The following is a 20025-nucleotide window of genomic DNA, read 5'->3' as shown; positions in this document are numbered from 1 at the left end:
CTGAAGCATTAGGGTGGCGCTTTTTATCAGTGCAGATCTGGCTGCACCGCTATAGCTGTATGTATATACAGCTATGTTTTATACTCTCCGTATAAACAAATAAAGTATGATATAGTTACTGTAATAATTACTACGGTAACTTGTCATGAGATTATATAACCGAGAAGACGAGCTTGAACAGCTCCGGGAGTGGAGTGAACAAGCCTCTAAAGGAACGGCCCACCTGACGACTGTAGTAGGAAGGCGCCGGGTCGGTAAAACCGCGCTGTTAAATAAAACCTTTCCTCAGAACACTGCGGCTGCAGCTTCTATCTATCTGTTTGTATCCAGAAAACAGGAGTCATTGCTGTGTGAGGAGTTTGTCGAACAGATCAGAACGGTTTTAAATATTCCCATATTTGGTCAGCCTGCACGTCTTCGGGAAGTCATGGAAATCCTGTTGCAGTTCAGCATCACGACGCCGGTTACCGTCATATTGGACGAGTTTCAGGATATTCAACGGGTTAATCGAGCGTTTTTTTCCGAACTTCAGGATTTATGGGATCGGTACAGACAACAGAGTCGTATGCACCTGATCTGTTGTGGCTCTTTATACAGCCTTATGACCCGGTTGTTTCAGGATGGACGAGAGCCCTTGTTTGGTCGAGCCGATCATCGCATCAACCTTCAGCCGTTGCGTTGCCGCTATATCGCCCAGATGCTGAATGACCGGCAGGAGTTTACGCCTGAAAAACTTCTGCAGTGGTACATGCTCAGTGGCGGTGTTCCTAAATATCTGGAGTGGCTGTTTAACATTGACCCTGCATCCGACCTCTGGTCGCAGCTGATTAACGAACACAGCCTGGTCATTGAGGAAGGGCATTATCGTCTGGCCGAAGAGTTCGGACCTGAACATGGTACCTATTTTTCCATACTGGCGGCTATTGCTTCCGGGAGTAAGAGCCGACCTGAAATAGAATCTTTGCTGGGTATTTCCGTGGGGCCACAGCTTGATCGTCTGGAAAATGAATTTGATATCATCAGCAGAAACCGACCCGTGTTGTCTATACCGGGAACCCGGTTGGTTAAATATCGCATTGCCGATGCTTTCCTGGCCTTTTGGTTTCGCTTTATTTATAAGCACCGTAGCGCCGTAGAGATTGGAAACTTCCCGTTTATCCATAAAGTCATTGAGCGTGACTACCCGACCTGGAGTGGTCACTGGCTGGAAGAAATCGTCAGGGAAGTCATTGCGGAAACCGGTGAGTACAATATCGTCGGCAGTTACTGGGAGAGAGGGAACCAGAATGAAATTGATCTTGTCGCGGTCAATGAACTGGATAAAAAAGTCCTGATTGCTGAAATCAAGCGTAACCCGAAAAATATCCGCAAAACGCATTTACAGGAAAAAGCCACCAAGCTGGTGCAGCAACTGAAGGGATATGATATTGAGTACAGGGGCTTTTCTCTGGACGATCTGGCAGATTGGTTTTGATTAAATCCTTCAGCAGGAGCATTAGGCACCTACCTGTGACTTAACCGTTGAGATAAATGCTCTTCTTGCAGAAAAACATCAGTTATAAATGATGCGTATATTCATCATATAGATGACTAACATGCTACAATGATGAATATAAACATCATTTATTAACAGTGTGACCATGCTAGAAAAACTTGGCGAGCTAATCCGCACTCACCGCAAACAGAAAAAATGGAGTCAGCAACAGCTGGCGCAGCTGTCAGGTCTGGACAGAACCACCATCGGAGCGCTTGAAAGGGATGACTACTCTGATATTGGCATCAGGAAGGTTCAGCGAATCCTCGAAGTGCTGGGGCTTACCTTATCCGTTAAACCCTATGGCCTTCCTGACCTGGATGAACTGAAAGGGATGAAATAATGGCTGATATCGATGTTTATACCGTACAGGCATTTACCGGCCGTCTGACCCGAAGTGGTTCAAAGCATGTTTTTACTTATAATCAGGGAGCGAATGAAGCCTTATCCCTGACCATGCCGATGCGAATTGAAAGTTACAACTACGGAGATTTGCACCCGGTTTTTCAAATGAACCTTCCGGAAGGGCATCTCCGTGAGACGATAGAACGGTACACTGCCAAGCAATACGGCAGTGATGATCTGTCCATGCTAGCTATTCTCGGTCAAAACCATATTGGGCGACTTGGCTATACATTGTCCGGTCAGCCCATGCCGGAGCATAGTGACGCCGCACTCGACTTACAGTCATTACTGGAAAGTGACGATGCACAGTTGTTTGATCATCTGCTTAGCCGTTTTGCCCTGCGGTCAGCAGTGGCTGGTGTGCAGCCGAAAGTTCTGGTGGACGCAGCAGAATCCAAAGATGCGTTTGACCGGATGACTTTTCCTTCGCACTCCTACATTGTTAAAAGCTGGGGCAATGAATTTCCTGAACTCGCTTGTAATGAATATATTTGTCTCACTCTGTGCCAGAAGGCGGGTTTGAATGTGGCACCTTTTTATATCAGTGACAATGGGCGTCTACTGATCACCCGGCGATTCGATCTTACGCCAGATGGGACACCGTTAGGGTTTGAGGATTTCTGTGTACTTCAGGGAAGAACAACGCGGGAAAAGTACGACGCCAGTGTTGAATCCTGCGTACGCACCATTAAACAATTTGTTTCTCCTGAATTACAGGGCAGGGCATTGGCGGATTTTTTCAAACTGTTGTTAGTCAATGTTCTGGTTCGTAATGGGGATGCTCATCTAAAGAATATTGGTGTTTTGTATGATCACCTTGAGGGCCATCAATCTGGGGTAATACCTGCGGTCAACCGATCATTGGCTCCCGTGTTTGATGTGGTCAGTACCACACCCTATATTCCAAATGATACTATGGCACTAACACTCGGTGGCTCAAAACGCTGGCCAAAATGGAAAATGCTGCAGAAGTTCGCCAGAATGCAATGCGGTCTGAGCACCAAGGATATCAACCGTATCGTTGAAGAGGTTGAACAGGCGGCACAGGCAACACTGCCTCTTGTTACAGAGCTTTCAGATAAGCATGCAGGGTTTCGGGATATTGGTGATAAACTTTCAGAACTGTTGATGCAAACACTCAATTCAGCCTGAGGCAATTTGATAGGGCGGCTAGCCGGTCTTGAGGGGCGACAGGACAACCTTCATTGAGCCTGTCTGGTACGGTGTGAAGCCCAGCAGACCCTTCCGATAACCGCCGCCCCGATCACTGCAACTCCGGAAGTGACCGTGCCAGCAAGAGCTCCATAATCTCTTTCATTCTCTCCTTCCACCTCAACGGGAGGTATCATGGATCACCTGATACACCGACAGGGCATGCCCCTTACCGGCCGTTACGTACAGGTGTTGCCCGTCGAGGCTCAGGGCGACACTCATAGCACCGTTCAGCTTACTAGAGTTGCTGTGCTGGTAAATACGGGGGTTGGAGAGCGCGCCGTCGCTGTCCACGTCGTACACTGACAAGGCATTCCCAACAAAGGCCGTTACATACACGTGTCGCCCGTCGCGGCTCAGGGTAACATCCAGGGCACCGTTCAGCTCATGAGTGTTGCCGTCACGATAGATACGNTTGCTGGCTTACAACCTGAGTAGGGCTGTAAAGGCCAATATTTACGCTATTTTATGGTACAACTGGCTTCTCTGGGCGTTGTTTGAGAAGTGTCACCCATTTATAGAAAAAATGGACAGCTGGGAAAGAGTCCCAATGAAGTGTCACTCTACACCGAGCAAAGCGCCTCACTGGGTTTGAATTTTGGCTTTTAAGACACCCTCTTCAGGCAAGGAGGCTGACCTGGGAGTTGCAGAAATACTCTCTGCTTTGGATAGCCATGATTCAACACCCATGGCCTCAGGATTGTGGCATACAGTGCATCAGATTTGTCAGTCAAACGCCGAGAGGCGTCTGATCCTGATGATTACCGATGGCGCACCGGATATCGATCACCATGATGCGGTGGTTGATCTGGTGAAACGCTGCGGGTGTTCAGGGATAGATGTTGTGGGGCTGGGAATCAATATTCAGTTGCCTGAGGAGTTGTTCCCAACAAGCCTGATGATTGAACAGTTGTATCAGCTAAAATCCTCTCTGTTCGCTTTGACCAGAGACTGGCTGATCCAATAGTTTTTGCATCAGGTTTTTGGGGACTAAAAATAGTCGGGCAGGGAATGCCCTTCAGAAAGGAATTTTTGCTCACCATTGGGTACGATTAAACCCGATTTTTTGAGCTTGGGGACCAGGAAAATTGGTCCCCAAAGACCAGCGTCAATCCTCTAAGTCGTTGGTATCCGTGTCGAAGTCCATCTCATGAAACTCATACCACATGACATTGATGATGCCGAAGGCACAGGCCAGCAATACGCCGAGAATCCAAGCAAAATACCACATAGTCTGACCTCCTTAGTACAGTGAGTGAGAATTTTCGTTAATGTGTTCTGCAGTCATGCGTCCCCACATTTTGTAGAAACACCAGCTGGTATAGATCAAAATGGTCGGCACAAATATAAACGCCACCACTGTCATGATGCCCAGAGTCAGATGACTGGAAACAGCATCCCAAAGGGTCAGGCTGACACTTGGATTGGTGCTGGAAGGCAGAATGAACGGAAACAGTGAAAACCCGGCTGTCATGATAACGCCTGCTTGAGTCATGGAGCTGCAAGCAAAGGTCAAACCATGGAGTCGGCTGTTCGCTGTCAGGAAAACTCCGATAGCGCCAGCAAAGCCCATGATGGGTGCAATCAGCATGATAGGGTATTTGGTGTAGTTAATCAGCCAGGCACCTGCGTCTGCCACTTGAACGGTTTTGTTCAGAGGGTTGGCAGGGCCGTCAATCACCAGACCACTGACTACTTCATAACCTGGCAGGTTCGCTACCCAGACACCGGCAAGAGCAAATGTCACGAGGGTGACCAGTGCTGATAAGCGAGAGACTGTGGCGGCGCGCTCCTTGATAGGGGAGCCGGAGCGCATACTTTGCCAAACAGCTCCCTGCATGGTCAGCATCGCAATGCTGACAACACCACAGAGCAAGGCAAAGGGGTTCAGCAGTGAGAAGAAGCCCTGAGTGAAGCTTGAACGCATGGTGTCGTCCAGATCAAAGCCAAAGCCCAGGAACAGGTTGCCAAAGGCAACACCGAAGACCAGAGAGGGAATGATACCGCTGATAAACAGTCCCCAGTCACAGAATTTACGGTGTTCCGGGTTGACCTTTGAACGATAATCAAAAGCCAGTGGTCGTCCGATTAATGAAAACAATACCAGTAGCATGGCCCAGTAAAAGCCAGAGAATGCAGTGGCATATACGATAGGCCAGGCAGCAAAGAGTGCGCCGCCGGCAGTAATCAGCCAAACCTGATTGCCGTCCCAGTGGGGGGCTACCGCATTAATCATGATGCGACGTTCGTCGTCGGTTTTGCTCATGAAAGGTAGCAGGTTTGCGGTGCCCAGATCGTAACCGTCCATAATGGCAAAGCCTATGAACAATACACCGATCAGAACCCACCAGATAAATTTGAGAACTTCGTAATCCATAGTGACCTCCTGTTATGCCTGAGCCATATCGCCGGTGCGATTACGTTCAAAATGATAGCGACCTGTATGAAGGCTGCTGGGGCCTTTGCGGGCGTATTTGATCATCAGGTACATTTCTATCACCAGGAATACGGTATAGAAGGCTGCAAATCCGATGATACTCATCCAGAGATCCATTTCGGTTCGAGTGGATGCTGACAGGTAGGTGGGTAAAATACCGGAAATAGACCATGGCTGACGTCCAAATTCGGCTACAAACCAGCCCATTTCACTGGCAATAAATGGCAGAGGCAGGGCAAAGAAGCAGAGCTTAAGGAATTTTGGACTCTTGTATTCCGATCTGCGAGCTGTTTTGTAGAAGGCAGCCAAAAACAGTAGTAGCATCAGCACACCACAGGCCACCATGATTCTGAAAGCGAAGAACAGAGGCCATACAGTTGGGATGGCGTCTTCAGCAGCCTGTTGAATCATTTCCGGGGTCGCGTTAGGGATGTCGTCAGTGTAACGGCTGAGTAATAGACCGTAGCCCAGATCGTCCACCACTTTTTCAAAGGCGTGGCGGTTTTCAGGGGTGTCTTGACCGTTCTTGAGTTTATCAAGCAGTTCGTAAGCTTTAATACCGCTGTTGATTCTCTCAACTTTGTTGTCGATCAAATCTTTGATGCCCAGTACTTCCGTGTCCAGAGAGCGGGTCGCAATAATGCCCATGGCGTACGGGATTTTAACTGCGTAGTCGGTTCTCTGTTCTTCCTGATTCGGCAGGCCTATGACAGTAAACGAGGCGGGTGCAGGTTCCGTTTGCCATTCAGCTTCAATCGCTGCGAGTTTAACTTCCTGTACATCGCCCAGTTCATAACCGGACTCATCACCCAGCAGAATAGTGGACAGAATGGCAGCCAAACCAAAACCAGCCGCTACCGCAAAGGAGCGACGGGCAAAACCGATGTCGCGTCCTTTCAGCAGGTACCAGGCACTGATAGACAGTACAAAAATGGCTCCGGTGGTGTAACCAGCAGATACGGTGTGAATGAATTTGACCTGGGCAACCGGATTCAGAATCAGGTCTGCAAAGCTGGTCATTTCCATGCGCATGGTTTCAAAGTTGAACTCTGCGCCTACCGGGTTTTGCATCCAGGCGTTGGCAATCAGAATCCACATGGCTGACAGGTTAGTACCAATGGCCATTAGCCAGGTACAGGTCAGATGCTGGACCTTGCTGAGTCGGTCCCAGCCAAAGAAGAACATACCGACGAATGTCGACTCTAGGAAGAAGGCCATCAGGGCTTCAATGGCCAGCGGGGCGCCAAAGATGTCCCCAACATAGTAGGAGTAGAATGACCAGTTAGTGCCGAACTGGAATTCCATGGTCAGCCCGGTTGCTACACCGAGTGCAAAGTTAATGCCGAATAATTTCCCCCAGAACCTGGTCATATCCCTGTAGACCTGTTTGCCAGTCATGACATAGACCGACTCCATGATCGCCAGCATGAAAGTCATGCCCAGGGTGAGTGGAACAAAAAGGAAGTGGTAGAGTGCCGTCATCGCGAATTGAAATCGCGATAGGTCAATGATTTCTTCTGGAATCATGGTGCTCCTCGTTAATGACAGTGTGAAATCAGATCCGTACTGGAAATCAGAATAAATGTGCTGCCACAGAGGTCCTTTGTACTGCAGTACCCGCGCGTTCAGTATAAGAAATACATTTGGAATGTATGTATATAGCAGGCGCGACGATGAGTCCGTTTATACGGATCTTGGATGGGTGTGGATCAATCTATGGCTGGTTAATCAGATTGTGCATATGTTACCCCGATTTGTTACATATCTGAACTTCGGTAAGACGCAAAATTTGACCTTTATCAAAAACGCATGAAATCCCTTGTCTTGCAAGGGATAAACAGAGAAAAAAATGGTTAATATGTAAGAAATTAGATAGATATACTGTGTAAAAACGAAACGATCTGTTCATGAATTAGAACAAAGGGTATAAGAAAAACTGATATCTGTAATAACTACCTATCAGTGTTTTCGATCAGTCAATGGAAAGAAATCACCCGGTTGGTTTGAATGTCGCCGAGTGAAGTTGGTCAGCTATGAATAGTAGCAGAGCTGTATTTGCTGATGATTTTATTTGCGTTATACAGGTCAATTTGCCAATTGTTTTTTGCGGGTGGGACTTCGATGGGGGAAATGTTATCCAATGAATAGCGGGCACTCATTGGGCTTTCGAACTGGGCGATAAACTGTAATCTTTCCAGATCAGCCTGATAGGTTTGCACCAGGAAATTGATGGTTCGCTCACTGAGAGGGACTCGATAGTAACGAATCAGGTTCTGAGCCAGCTTTTCTGCACTGGCCGATAGATTTTTGTCAACATCCGCAGCCAGAGCTTCTCCCAGGGTTGCCTTGGTTTTGGCGCTCATGCCCGGTTCAAGAAAAGCCAGACTGGATGCATTGGAACTTTCGATGGCTCTTTGAATTTGCGGGTCATGCAGATGAATATAGGGGTCAAGAATAGTGGCCACTTCGATGGCTACTTCTCTGGCGCGAGTTTCTGTCAGATCTTTCTGGGCAGGCGACAAAGGGGAGTGGGTTCGATAACTTTCCCTGCGTAACCGGGATTCTTTCAGGAACTCTTCCAGACGGTTGGCGACTTCCATTCGGGTGTCATCATCCAGCTCAATGCTTTGTTCTGAAATGGTCAGGCTTCGCTTGAAGTTTTCAGCCGGATTTTGCTGGTAAAGCGTCGATAGTTTTTGCCAGTGCTTCAGGGCTCGTTTGAGTTTGTCGCTGTCACGACCCTGCTTGAGATAAGCGCGATGAGCTTCATTATAAAGCTGAATGGCTTTATCCAGTTGTTTGCGCTTGATGTTCAGAGCCATGACATGCTTGCCGGTTTTACGGGTCAGGTCTCTGGCCTGTCGAACCTGAAGGCTCAGGTTGTCGAGAGATTCAGTGGCTGCAGTCAGCAACTTCTGAGGACTGAGGCCGTGACCGGTAATAATGTCATTCTGGACATCAACATTATGCAGCCAGGTCGTCAGTGCCTTGAGTCGGGAGTACACCCTGGCCCGGCTGATACGAAAATCATTGCGTTCTTCTTCCAGTTTGTCCAGGGCCTTGGCCAGATCCCAGCGTCCGGTATATTCTATTTTTAACCAGGATATTTCCCGGCCGCAAATCAGTTCAAAACACAGTATCAGGATTTCTTCGACATCGTGGAGTGTCATTAATTCTTCATTGTCTCGCTCACTGGCGGTAAGAATTCGTTCAATAAAGAGAGGCTCTCTGGGTTGTCCTTCATGGGGTCTTGCGACAATACCGGAAAGTCGGCTTTTCAGGGCTTCGGCAATACGGGGGTGAAGCTCCTTGAGTTCTTTATGATATCGCTCAGTCTCTTCAGACACTTCATGAACAATGTCTCGCATTCTGTGATAAAGACCCGCCCGGCGAAAAATTTCAATCTGTTCAGCTTTGCGGGCCAGCTTGGGATCGCCGGTGATATCTTCTACTGCGGTAGAGACCCACTCAGGGCCAAGATCCAGTTTTCGGAGCAGAATGCCAGCAGAATGAATGCGTCGTGCATCTTCAGCCATGTTGCGCTGGGCCAGATCCCGGACCATATAAATAATTTCAGGAATTCGGTCTATGATACTGAGGAGGTTGTTTTTGTCTTTATTGACTTTTCGCCCATGTGTCACGTTGTACATCAATTTGGTGAACAGACCCATACCAATGGCAACAATGGAATAGCCAATGAAGTAAAGGGTTCTGTCCAGCGGCATCATAGTGCCGTAGCCAATATAATAGCCAGCAAAAGCGGCCAGAAGCGTTACAGGGCCTGCGGTCCAGGCGTACTGTAATATGGTGACACTCCAGGGCTCCTGATGTGGAGCACGTGCGACTTTTTCCAGCCAGCTTAAATCTCGTTCTTCAAGCTGGAGGTCATCGTCATTCCGTTGCTGTCGCCGACGACTGAACAGAGCGGGCATTGTTGTTTAATTCGCTGTGTGTGGTAGATCAGAATGTTATTTTAAAGTCTCTGGATGACGGTTCAGTATATGTAGATTTACGCTTTAGAGTAAGTGTTTTGTAAGGGCGGGTCGCAAAGAGTATTTTTCCCCTGCATACCTGTTATCCGACAGGGTGGTGATTTCTCTTGGAAAGGTCTGTCTGTTATCTGATGGATGGGTGAGAGGCTGTGCATCATTATGTAATGGGCAGCTTATGCTGCCCTTACTCAGAAGTCATTCAAAGTGTCTTGAGATACTCAATGATGGCCATCGCCCCTGCTTCATTCTTGCTCCAGTCAAGTCGGTAAGTTCTTTCACCGTCAACAATGTCAGTATCGTGTCCCTTGTTGCTGATGGCTGGGGAGCTGGCAGGTTTGAAGAGGTAGCCTTCTTCCTGGCCGTGATAGGGTTTCAGGTCAGGCTGCCAGGAGTATCCGACTTTAACCGGATCATAGTCGAGGCGTGCTTTCATAAAACGGTCAGGGCGTGTGCCTGGCATCAGCAAGTGATAGAGGGTAGGAACAGAACCATTGTGAAGATAAGGTGCCTGAGCCCATATTCCTACCAGCGGCAGGGCATTATAGCCATCGTGGAGTTTGGGGGAGGTCATGGCCAGACGACTTTTCCCAGTTAAGGAAACGCCTCTGTATTCAGCACAGGGTTTTACCGTGTTGCCGTACATTTCAACCTCAGTGGTCACGGAACAGTTGGTATCGGAAGTAAAGCTGCTTCTAGCTCCCAGTGTGATCAGAGTCCCAGCAATTTTTGCCCGTCCCATATTGGTTCCAAGGCTCTTATACACTTTGCCATTATTGGGCTGGTGGCAACTGGCGCAATTTTCAGTGAACAGTTTCTGACCTTTTTTAGCCAGGCTAATATCCACGTCAAAAGGGTAGGGCGCGGGTGGAAGTTTCTTTAATAGCTCTTCTGAAAAAGCTGAAACCCTGATATCAATGTTATCGAACCCGAGGGTCAGCTGGGCGGCGATGTTCTTATAAATGGGCAGAGGTATATGGCCATTCCACTGACCGCCACCATTGATCAGGTCCGACTGTTCTTCGTTCCAGCGTGGGTCATGGGCATCCTGATACCAGACCGCCATGATGTCGGTAATCCCTGGAACAGAGGGGAGGGCCAAAGGTGCAAACCAGCTGATAACGGGAGTCTGTTGGAGATTGAAATAAGCGTTAACAGCATTAAAGGCTATAGCGTCTTCCATTCCGGGAAAGCCGGACATGATATCCGATTTAATTTCCGGGTAGAGGCGATCCACCAGAATGCCCCAGCCTTTGTATACCTGCTCTGCATGGGAGGCGAAATCAGGAATCACAGTGGCAGCTTGCTGCCTGAATAGGGTGATCTGGGCTTTTTCATACTCTGCATCAAAGTGACGACCCTCAAACTGATAGTTTTTATAGAAAAAATGAGGGTCGCTGGTTTGACTCTGTTCCAGAGCATTCAAGAAGGTTTCGGTGAGTATCGTCTGTTTCTTTTCCGGATCCGTTTCGCCCTGATAGATCTTTGTGAGTGTCTGGGTTAATCGTTTTCTAAAACCAATCACGTTGAACTGGGTATTAATGCCACCATCCAAATACTGAATAGAGCCGTCAGGCAATCGTACCCGACCAATATGGCATCCACCGCAGGCAAACGATGAATAATCGATATTACCCAGGGGTTCCGTGCGAGATAAGCCACTGAAGCCAATACCTCGGGGTAAGGGGGAGCCTTTCAGTCTTTCATCCTGGAAGAGACCCATGACTTCAAGAAAGTCATCGCCTTTACCCCAGAACTCAGGAGCAACAACAGGCAGCAGTTTTAGGATAATAAAGGGGATGCCGTCGGTTTCACTGGTCGGGAAATTGGCAAAGCGTTGATAGGCTACCTGGTATTGATCCAGATGCTGATTAATAGCGCTCTGTCGTTTTTGTCGAGCTTCGGGCCATTCATCAGGTACGTCACGTACGACAGGGGGAGGCGGAGGAGCGTGTAACTGTTCTCCGCCAAGATAGACATTAAATAACCAGTAAGCGCCAGCGGCTATGGCCAGAATCAATATGCCGAAAAAATTAAGCTTCATCCCTGATTATCCTCGTTGTCTATCACTTCCCTGTGATACGGCATGAACAAAGTCGGGTTATTTCCACTGAAGCTCGTACTGTTCAGGGAATGGACCGTCCTTGTAATCAATACTTCCGTCACTGCTGATGCCAGGCATTAGCATAACCTGCCTAACCATTTCGGGTATCATTTCCATACCAATGTATTTTCCCAGACAGTCGTGTGAAGCAAAGCCAAAGGTAAAGTTGTGATAAAAGTTTCTGCCCGGGGAGAAGGTGTCGGGTTGGTCGTAGGCATATGGGTCAAACATAGCTGACTGGGTTAAAGCCAGAACATTGGTGCCTTTCTTGATTGTAGTAGCATGGGGTGTACCCTTGGCCAGCTCATAATCTTCTGACATCTGACGGAACATATAAGGACTAATGGGTACAAAACGCAGAGCTTCCCATACGAGGTCATCAAACGCTTTGGTGTCGGAGTCTGCCGCCAGGGTTTTGGCCTTGTTTAACAGCTCTGGACGCTCAAGAATGAATTCAATGACTTGAGACACTGCCTGTGAGGTTGTTTCTATAGCACCAATCAACAAACCGCCGGCATTGACGCCTATGCGAACCAGGTCAAAGTCGACTTGCTCGGCAAAGCTACTGCGCAGCATTCGACTGATAATGTCGTCTTTAGCAACAGGCGTTTTCTTTCCAAGGAGTTTATTGATAACACCCTTGATAATACGCCAGCCAATCAAGAGCAGGTTCTTGGTTTCATCCAACTTCACTATAGCCAGCTTACGCACCATGGTTTTTGTCATGTAACTCTGTAATTTAACGGTGACTTCGCTGTGCTTATCGACGATATGCTGGCTTTTCTCAGGTGAGTTCAGGTCAAAAGGCTGGTTATGGAAGACATCAAACTGGTTCCAGAAAGACCATTCGATCAGCGACTCTTTTTCGACTTCATCCAGGCCAAAATAGTCCTGTACCAGTATGGCCGGGACCATGCGACAGTATTGATTAACGATCTCAATGTGGTTATTGGCATTCTTGAGAATGTCAGCACCGGATTCTGCTATCAACTTGCGAATGGCTGGCAGGTCATTTCGATTCAGCATACCCTGCATAAGGGATTTTTCACGATAGTGAAGGGCATCATCGTCGTGTGCCATCAGGTAGCCGGGATCTTTTTCGGTGACGCCCATTTTTGGCTTATAGAGATCTACCGTAAAAATCTTTGGCATTTGCAGCATGTCACGCACATCGGTGAAATGTGATACCAGTGTGCATTCCGGGGTGACCAGAATCGGGCGTTCTGTCCTGAGTTGTGCGAAAAATGGTAGAGGCTCACTCTTCATCCACTTGAGGACCTGAGGGTACTTTTCAGCATCAGGCAGGCTGTCGTATTCGGCCAGATAATCTTTATTCGAGGAAAACAGGTTGGCAATGCTGCTTTCAGCGATGGGTGTGGTCATAAGGTCCTTTTCTCTTACAATCAGTGTCAGGGCTGACTGAACAGTCCTGGCACTTTTAACAAATCTTGTTTTTGAGCGCTTTGACGGGCTATAGAGTTTTTATGTACTCGATAAGATCCCAGCGTTGTTGGTCATCCAGTGCAGGTAGAACGGTTCCGTTCATTTGTGCTGTTCTGCCTGCTGCGTATTCGTGACCCGTATTCAGGTTTCCGCGACCCTGAGTAATGAAGCGTGTACCTTGATAGCCTTCGGAGCGGAAGCCGACTCTGACAGGATCAAATTCACGGCTGCCCACCATAAAGGTATCGGGGCGATAAGCACCTTCATCCGGATCGCCTTCTCTCTTCACGGGTAATAACAAGTCATACAGTGTGGGTACTGAGCCATTGTGAAGATAAGGCGCGGTTGCCCAGATTCCGTTCAAGGGTCTGGCTTTGTAAGCCAGGAGTGAGTTATAGGGGTTGGCCGTGGTGTCAGGGTTGTAATTGCCATTCTTGACGCTGGCCTTGATATCATTGTTAAAGAAGGAAAGGCCTACGGTATAGAACCAGTCAGCCACTCTGCGAATCCACCATTTGTCGGCATCCGGAGTCGCTACCACGCCTTTTGTTGCCGATGTCAGCGTCTGTACGACCGGCGCAGTTTCAGTGATAAGAACGGTACCTACGTCAACGTCCTGATAAGTGTGTTCAAAATTACCGGACTTGCCTTTGTAGAGAACACTGTTTTCCGCCATAGCTGGGTCGGTGCCAATGTGTTCGAGTCCGGACATTTGTGCGATGACTTTTCTGTCCAGGTTGCTGCGATCAATAACTTCGTGGCAGGACTGGCAATACTGGGTATAAACGCGCTGGCCGCGAGCGGCTTTTTCCTGATCAATGCTACCCAGAATCTCTTCAGGCCACTGAGGTGACTGAAGACTTTTAAGGTGAGATTCCAGTCTTTGCAGATTGACGAGATTGATGGACGATTTGAAATTAATGTGTTGGCGTTTGTGATCCTGTCCGGTTAGCAGGGAAGACAGGCTGAAGCCAGTGTCAGTGGCTGTCCAATCCAGAATTCCGAACACACCAATGACTTCTCCTGTGTTACGTCCCAGTGGTCCGAGGCCGCTGTTACCTGCCAAACCATTCCACTGTACATAATCTGATTGAGCAATATCCCATAGGAAAGGGTAACTGACCGGTGCATTGGGCTCGTTAAAGAGAGCATTTCTGACGTATAGCGTTTCCTTAACAGATAGGCCTGGATACCCGGGCTCTTTTGACATCAGTCGTTCGATGATCAACGAGAAGTCATCGTTGCCCAGAATGGTTTCGTTGACGCCTTCCAGTACTTTGTCCACTTCAGGTTGAGACAGTATGTGTCTGCCCGAGGGGGATGTGACAGCAATCAGAGCATCTTTAACATTTTCTTTGCTCAGAACGTATTGAAGTACACGGTTGTATATGCGGCCAAAAGCGTCCAGTCGGGCATGACCGTACTTAACCTTGCTGTGGTTAATGGTGTTATAGAGCTGAGTGGCTTCAGTCCACTTTTCCAGGTCGGCCATGACCTGTTCTTCGTTTTTATAATCATTTTTGAGAGCCAGCACATTCTTGACAAAGCGCTCTCTTTTTTCATTCTCATTGATTGTCTGTTTCATGGCGGCTTCCAGGCTGGTCAGGAAGCCAACCATATCTGCCATGGCAGGTCCGCCATCAATTCGAATCCCTTTGCCCTGAAAGTTCACCTGGGAGGTGTGGCAGGCTGCACAGGTGTAGCCCATGTATTCCTTGCCTTGATAGGTTTCCTTAACAAAACCGACTGCCAGTCCATCGGGATTAAAGAAAGTCGGTTTTTGAGGCAGGTAACGGTATTTGTCCATGTTCATGTTGTCACGAACAGGCACTTGAGAATTTTTCTGTTCTAAGGACAGGTAAAAGTCATAGGGTAGCAGTGCTGAACCCTGAGTTGTGTTGTAGTACCACAGGCTGTCTGAAGCAGACCAACCCTGATTCAGGTAGACAGGGGTTGAGTAGCTCTCATTAAATTCACCGTTTTCAATGCCTATAGCCCCTCGCTGGGGATCGTTATCCCAGGACTGGTAGGCTTTACCTGCAATAAACGTAATCGTGATAGAAAGCGCTAAACCCAGACAGATAAACTTGAGTGCTTGTTTGTTGAGCTTGATCAAGTCTCCAGCGGCCTTGATCAGCCGGGTGACAAGTTGGAGAGCCATGATAAATGTCCCTATTGTTATGGCAAAAGAACTAGATTTTTTATATTTATAGTGTGTGGCAGGGGCCAGTTGATTTCTGGTGTTTTATTATTCGCCTGTGAAAATACAGTCGTTTGATTTCACGGCTTTTCGTTATTTTTACCAGAATGTATGCTTTATGGTATTGGGCAAAATTTCAACTTGCAAGTGACGATTTGTTATGGAAGCTACATTTCCCAAGGGATGTGAGCTTGTTTGAATAATTATTAAATTATGCTAGTCGTATATCTTCACACGAGGGCGCCCTGCAGACCCGGTTCTTGCCAGAGTGTTTGGCTTCATAAAGTGCGTCGTCTGCTTCCTGGAGAAGTTTATCAAGAGTGTCAGTATTCAGGCCGGTGACAGCAATGCCAAGACTGATACTGAGAGGGACAGGCCCACCTTGATACAGTGAGGCTGAGTTTCTGAGTCGTTCGGCTATCTGCACGCCTCGTACGGCGTTGGTTTGTGGCAGGAGAACAACGAACTCTTCACCCCCATAACGAGCGATGAGATCCTGCTGACGCAGTTCTTTTCGCATACGATTGGCCAGCTCGGAGAGTACTTTGTCACCTGCAGGGTGACCAAAGCGATCATTGATCTGTTTGAAGTCATCAATATCAATAAAAATCAGGCATGACTGGCTCTGTCCGGAATCTTTTCGATGAACAATCTCAGTCGCTTCATTCATAAAGGCTCTTCGATTCAGAAGACCGGTTAATGAATCCAGGCTGGCCTGTAACTTCCAGAAACGAGTTTGCTGGTTTGCCTGAAACAGCGTTCGGGCATGGGTACTGATGTCTGTGATTTGCTGCCACTTTAAGGACTTTTTACGCTGACTTCCTGGAGAAACGACCAGCAGGGTGTGATGGTTTTCCTCAGTATGAAGCAGGAATACCCAGTATTTTACCCCGTTTCTGTCCTCCAGTCGGACATGGTGTTCCTGGTCAGAGCTGATAATGCTGATGAGCTCCTCTTCAATACTGTCAATGCTGCTTTTCAGTATCTGGGCGGCCTTTGGGTAGTGACTGTCGATATCCCAGTGACTTTTTCTTTTGACCAGAATCATCGAGGGGGTGCCGGGCATCACAGCATCGAGTGTTTCTAGAATACGCTCACGAATGGCTTTTTCATCCATCAGGGCGTTCGCAGGTGCCTGAAGGTGTTTTCGCAGGGCTGAATCAAATACCCGTCGTTTATCATTGTGAGTCGTCACCAGGTTAATAGAAATAGCCTGGCGATGTTTGTGTTTCCGGTTAACCCAATAAAGCCCTGTAATCAATAGAGATTGCAGGGCGATCAGCGCCAGCTCTGCCTGGCTGGGAATGGCTCTGGGCCATTCCGTTGACACCCAGCTACTGAACAGGGCAAGGGACAGGGTGGCCATGACCGGTAATGCCAGCTTGGCCGGTCGTACCCCTTGAGCAAAGATGGTCAGCAGGCTGGAGGTTAATAGGGCAGCAGTCAGGGCAATCATTAAAAAGGCAGCGTTCAGCAACAGGATTTGATGAGTCATGAAAAAACTGAAAACAAATCCGACTGATAAACAACAGAGCCAGAGCATCAGTCGATCAGCTCTGGGGGTATACAGGGCCAGTAATCCCAGATTTTTATAACACGCCAGAGCGGAGACCAGACTGATCACCGTCATGGTTAAAACCCAAAGTCCGGGATCTCCGGACCAATTGATCATCCGGAAAATTTCACCCTGGTACATCAGGACAAGAGTGGTTGTTGCAAGCAGGTGGGCAGTAAGCAGCAGATAGGATTGATGTCTGGTATAAATCATCACAGCTGCTGTGCTGACCAGAAAAAGGAGCAGCAGAGCCAGTAATGATGCTGAAAATGCCTGATTCCTGTACTCGTCCAGAGTGTAGAGTGACTGGGGCCACAGGCTTGGGTTCAGTCTGTTAGGTATTGAGTTGTCTACCCGTATATAAAGGTCATGTATCTTGTCGTCAGGCAGGTTAAGTTTCAGTACTCGTGGATCTGATTTTCGGCTATGACTGCCAGTACCCAGTGAAGTGATTCGGTAGCCGTTGGCAGAAGGAGTGAAAATATCCAGTTTGTTGTGGGGTGTTCTTCTGAAAACCAGTAACCAGTCGGAATTGAAAGAGTGGTTCAATGTCAGACGAAGCTTGTACCAGCGGTCGGTGGCATTGGGCTGTTTTCCGGACAGAATGGCTTCCGGTGCGGTCACTGGGGTGAGGTAGCTGGAAAGCTCTACGGATCCTGATGGCGAAGATTCAGCAACAGGGGCAGCCAGTGTCGTCTGGCCGAAAAGCATGGACAGCAGTGTTACCAGCAAAGCCCTGATGAAGACGGCTGCTCTCGCAGAACAGGATGAATAGGTCAATGGAACCTGCAAATCAGGCAGTCCTCCTTGACGTTGATACAGCTTTTCATTTTTTATTATAAAAATCATATTCTCCTCAAATGAGGGGCATGATTCTCTTTACTCACGGCTGCTTAGGAATAATCCGTAAATAACTTCCTTATTTGACCCCCCCCGTTCGGGCTGAGCCTGTCGAAGCCCAGAGCCACCACCCTTCGACAGGCTCAGGGTGAACGGAGTTCATGTTTTAATCGGGAAGTTATTTCAAGACAAATCCTTAGGGGGTCTTTGTCGAAATATAATTATTCTGTCAATGATTGTGACACAGAGAAGGTATGCAGGCCAAGACGGCAGGGTCGTTCATTCAAAAATAAAATGGTATTCAAATACGTTTTCACTCAAACCAAAGTGTTTAGTGAGAGTGAAATCCTTGAATTAAGAGCGGGATGCAACGACTTATTGTTCAGTATGGAAGAGCAGGCAGTAACGATTGACTGCCTGTTTTGGGTGTGGGTCAGGTGTTCAGGTTGAAGCGCAACTGGGAGTCACTATCAATCAGCCGGCTGATGTATAACGCTTCAAAGTCACTGACCACTGAATTTTTTACTGAGGGGCGATTCAGCAGGTTGCTACTCCAGGGGGACAGTCCCGGGGCCTCATTTAACAAACCTGTTGCCAGTCGTCGATCAAGAATTTCTATCCAGCGGAAGACCGGGGCAATAGCAGCGTCCACGAGTGTGAAACGTTTGCCATCGAAAAATACTTTACCGGTTAACTCTGCTTCCAGCTTTCTCAACAGGTTGATCAATAACACTCTTTGGTGATCCTGTTTTTCTTGATCTGAAGCCACAGTGAAACGATAACTGGTCATCAAGAGGTTTGAGCCAACCTCGATCCAGGCGCGATGCTGAGCTTTCTCAAATGGATCTATCGGGTGCAATGACGGCGGTGTAATTTCGTCGAGATACTCGTTGATGACCGCAGACTCAAAGAGAATCTGATTCGGGTCAATTCTTAAAAGCGGCACTTTACCCGTGGGCGAGATAGTCAGGAACCAGTCTGGCTTATCATCCAGGTCGATATAGGTAATATCAAATGGGATGTTCTTTTCCAGAAGAGTAATGACAGAGCGTTGAACAAACGGACAGAGCTTGAAGCTGATCAGTTCGATATTTGGCATGTCAATACGACTCAAAGTGAGATGCAAAAAGGATGCATCAGGGCGATGACGCCCTGATGAAAAAAGGATTACGGTCTAGGAGCCTGTCCGAGAATAGACAGGTCGGCCTAAAATCCAGAAAGAACGGCCCCTTTTTCCGATGAATTTGATTGAATAGGCCCACTATTCGCACAAATACCTCGAAAAAATGGCCTCGTTCTACTGAATTTTATGCTCGACCACTATTCTCGGTCAGCCTCCTAGAGATAAAGCGCTCTTTTGAGAAAGCCACTTTTTCTTCAATAGAGATGTTCCAATGTGGCAGGGATTCGATCAGCTCCAGTCGGGGCTGAATCCCGGCGCCATTAGCAATCTGAATAGCCAGACCTGGACGGGCATTAAGCTCAAGGATTAGTGGGCCGTGGACTTTATCCAGGACAATGTCGACGCCCAGGTAGCCCAGTCCTGTCATGTCGTAACAGGCGGAAGTCAGCTTGAGCAACTTGTCCCAGTGAGGGACTTCCAACTTTTCAAAGTTGTGTCCCGTATCTGGGTGTTTCTCAATGGGTAAGTCAAACTGAACGGCTCTGAGACTTTTGCCTGATGCAATGTCCAGACCTACGCCAACAGCTCCCTGGTGAAGGTTGGCTTTACCATCGGAAGCGCGGGTCGCCAGACGCAGCATCCCCATCACTGGGAAGCCCCGAAAGACAATCATGCGAATGTCAGGCACCCCTTCAAAGCTGTAATCGTCGAATACCGGATCAGCCACGATCAGGCTCTCGATCATAGCGACATCACTTTTGCCGCCAAGGCTGTAAAGGCCGCCAAGAATGTTGGAGACATGTCGATTGATGTCTTCGAATTCCAGTGTGTCTCCGCTGGCTTTGACGTAACGTTCACCATCACGACCGACAATAACCAGAATACCTTTACCGCCACTGCCCTGAGCCGGTTTGATAACAAAGCTGTCATGCTGCCCAAGCAGGTTGCCCAGGTTTTTAATATCGTGTTGATATTCGACAACGCCCAGTAATTTCGGGACGTCTACACCGGCTTTTTCTGCCATCCGTTTGGTGGTGAGTTTATCGTCCACCTGGGGTAGCAGTTTGCGAGGATTATATTTAATCACATAATCCAGATTGCGCATGTTCATGCTCAGTATTCCAGCCTCGTGGAGACTGGAAGGACTGGCAAAACTGCGGAAAAACTGTTTGATGAACTCCAT

At 48.1% G+C, this 20025-nt stretch carries 15 protein-coding genes; 4 read left to right on the top strand and 11 right to left on the bottom strand.

Annotation, left to right across the window (positions count from 1 at the left end):
• The first annotated feature begins 145 nt into the window (after nt 1–145).
• From GZ78_RS08475 to GZ78_RS08465, 3 genes are all read left to right on the top strand, one after another.
• Nucleotides 146–1474, top strand: a complete 1329-nt coding sequence (locus GZ78_RS08475; protein WP_034834738.1) for an ATP-binding protein — start codon at nt 146–148, stop codon at nt 1472–1474.
• Between the two features lie 166 nt (nt 1475–1640).
• Nucleotides 1641–1877, top strand: a complete 237-nt coding sequence (locus tag GZ78_RS08470; RefSeq protein WP_034834737.1) for a helix-turn-helix transcriptional regulator — start codon at nt 1641–1643, stop codon at nt 1875–1877.
• The gene (locus tag GZ78_RS08465; RefSeq protein ID WP_034834734.1) at nt 1877–3091 is read left to right on the top strand and encodes a type II toxin-antitoxin system HipA family toxin; all 1215 of its coding nucleotides are present in this window, start codon (nt 1877–1879) and stop codon (nt 3089–3091) included. The genes GZ78_RS08470 and GZ78_RS08465 overlap by 1 nt, the downstream gene beginning before the upstream one ends.
• Nucleotides 3092–3271: 180 nt before the next feature.
• On the opposite strand, the gene GZ78_RS28825 is transcribed toward GZ78_RS08465, so the two are convergent.
• On the bottom strand, nt 3272–3535 hold the full coding sequence (locus GZ78_RS28825; protein WP_330217609.1) for a lactonase family protein: 264 nt from the start codon (nt 3533–3535) through the stop codon (nt 3272–3274).
• A 214-nt stretch (nt 3536–3749) separates the two neighbouring features.
• On the opposite strand from GZ78_RS28825, the gene GZ78_RS08460 reads away from it, so the two are divergent.
• Nucleotides 3750–4118 carry a vWA domain-containing protein gene (locus tag GZ78_RS08460; protein WP_034834733.1) on the top strand — a complete coding sequence of 123 codons (369 nt, stop codon included), beginning with the start codon at nt 3750–3752 and terminating at the stop codon, nt 4116–4118.
• Between the two features lie 141 nt (nt 4119–4259).
• Here the strand turns inward: GZ78_RS08460 and cydX are convergent, their stop codons facing one another.
• From cydX to GZ78_RS08410, 10 genes are all read right to left on the bottom strand, one after another.
• On the bottom strand, nt 4260–4382 hold the full coding sequence (gene cydX / locus GZ78_RS28260; RefSeq protein ID WP_034834731.1) for a cytochrome bd-I oxidase subunit CydX: 123 nt from the start codon (nt 4380–4382) through the stop codon (nt 4260–4262).
• 12 nt (nt 4383–4394) lie between these two features.
• On the bottom strand, nt 4395–5528 hold the full coding sequence (gene cydB / locus GZ78_RS08450) for a cytochrome d ubiquinol oxidase subunit II (protein ID WP_034834730.1): 1134 nt from the start codon (nt 5526–5528) through the stop codon (nt 4395–4397).
• Between the two features lie 12 nt (nt 5529–5540).
• A complete protein-coding gene (locus GZ78_RS08445; RefSeq protein ID WP_034834728.1) occupies nt 5541–7115 on the bottom strand; it encodes a cytochrome ubiquinol oxidase subunit I in 1575 nt (524 codons plus the stop codon).
• A gap of 500 nt (nt 7116–7615) precedes the next feature.
• Nucleotides 7616–9520, bottom strand: coding sequence for a hypothetical protein (locus GZ78_RS08440; protein WP_034834726.1), 1905 nt, complete (start codon nt 9518–9520; stop codon nt 7616–7618).
• Nucleotides 9521–9779: 259 nt separating this feature from the next.
• Entirely contained in the window at nt 9780–11621 is a 1842-nt protein-coding gene (locus GZ78_RS08435) for a c-type cytochrome (protein ID WP_081869740.1), read from the bottom strand.
• A 57-nt stretch (nt 11622–11678) separates the two neighbouring features.
• Complete coding sequence (locus GZ78_RS08430; protein WP_051785960.1) at nt 11679–13064, bottom strand: cytochrome P450; 1386 nt, start codon at nt 13062–13064, stop codon at nt 11679–11681.
• 88 nt (nt 13065–13152) lie between these two features.
• Entirely contained in the window at nt 13153–15285 is a 2133-nt protein-coding gene (locus GZ78_RS08425) for a di-heme-cytochrome C peroxidase (protein ID WP_034834725.1), read from the bottom strand.
• 250 nt (nt 15286–15535) lie between these two features.
• Entirely contained in the window at nt 15536–17728 is a 2193-nt protein-coding gene (locus tag GZ78_RS27290) for a diguanylate cyclase (protein WP_051785959.1), read from the bottom strand.
• Nucleotides 17729–18152: 424 nt separating this feature from the next.
• The gene (locus GZ78_RS08415; protein WP_034836166.1) at nt 18153–18818 is read right to left on the bottom strand and encodes a glutathione S-transferase family protein; all 666 of its coding nucleotides are present in this window, start codon (nt 18816–18818) and stop codon (nt 18153–18155) included.
• A 208-nt stretch (nt 18819–19026) separates the two neighbouring features.
• Nucleotides 19027–20025 carry an alpha-L-glutamate ligase-like protein gene (locus GZ78_RS08410; protein ID WP_034834723.1) on the bottom strand — a complete coding sequence of 333 codons (999 nt, stop codon included), beginning with the start codon at nt 20023–20025 and terminating at the stop codon, nt 19027–19029.

Origin of the sequence: Endozoicomonas numazuensis (assembly GCF_000722635.1) — a bacterium.
In the GTDB taxonomy this organism is placed as follows: Bacteria; Pseudomonadota; Gammaproteobacteria; order Pseudomonadales; family Endozoicomonadaceae; genus Endozoicomonas_A; species Endozoicomonas_A numazuensis.
This window is presented reverse-complemented; position numbering and strand designations above follow the sequence as displayed.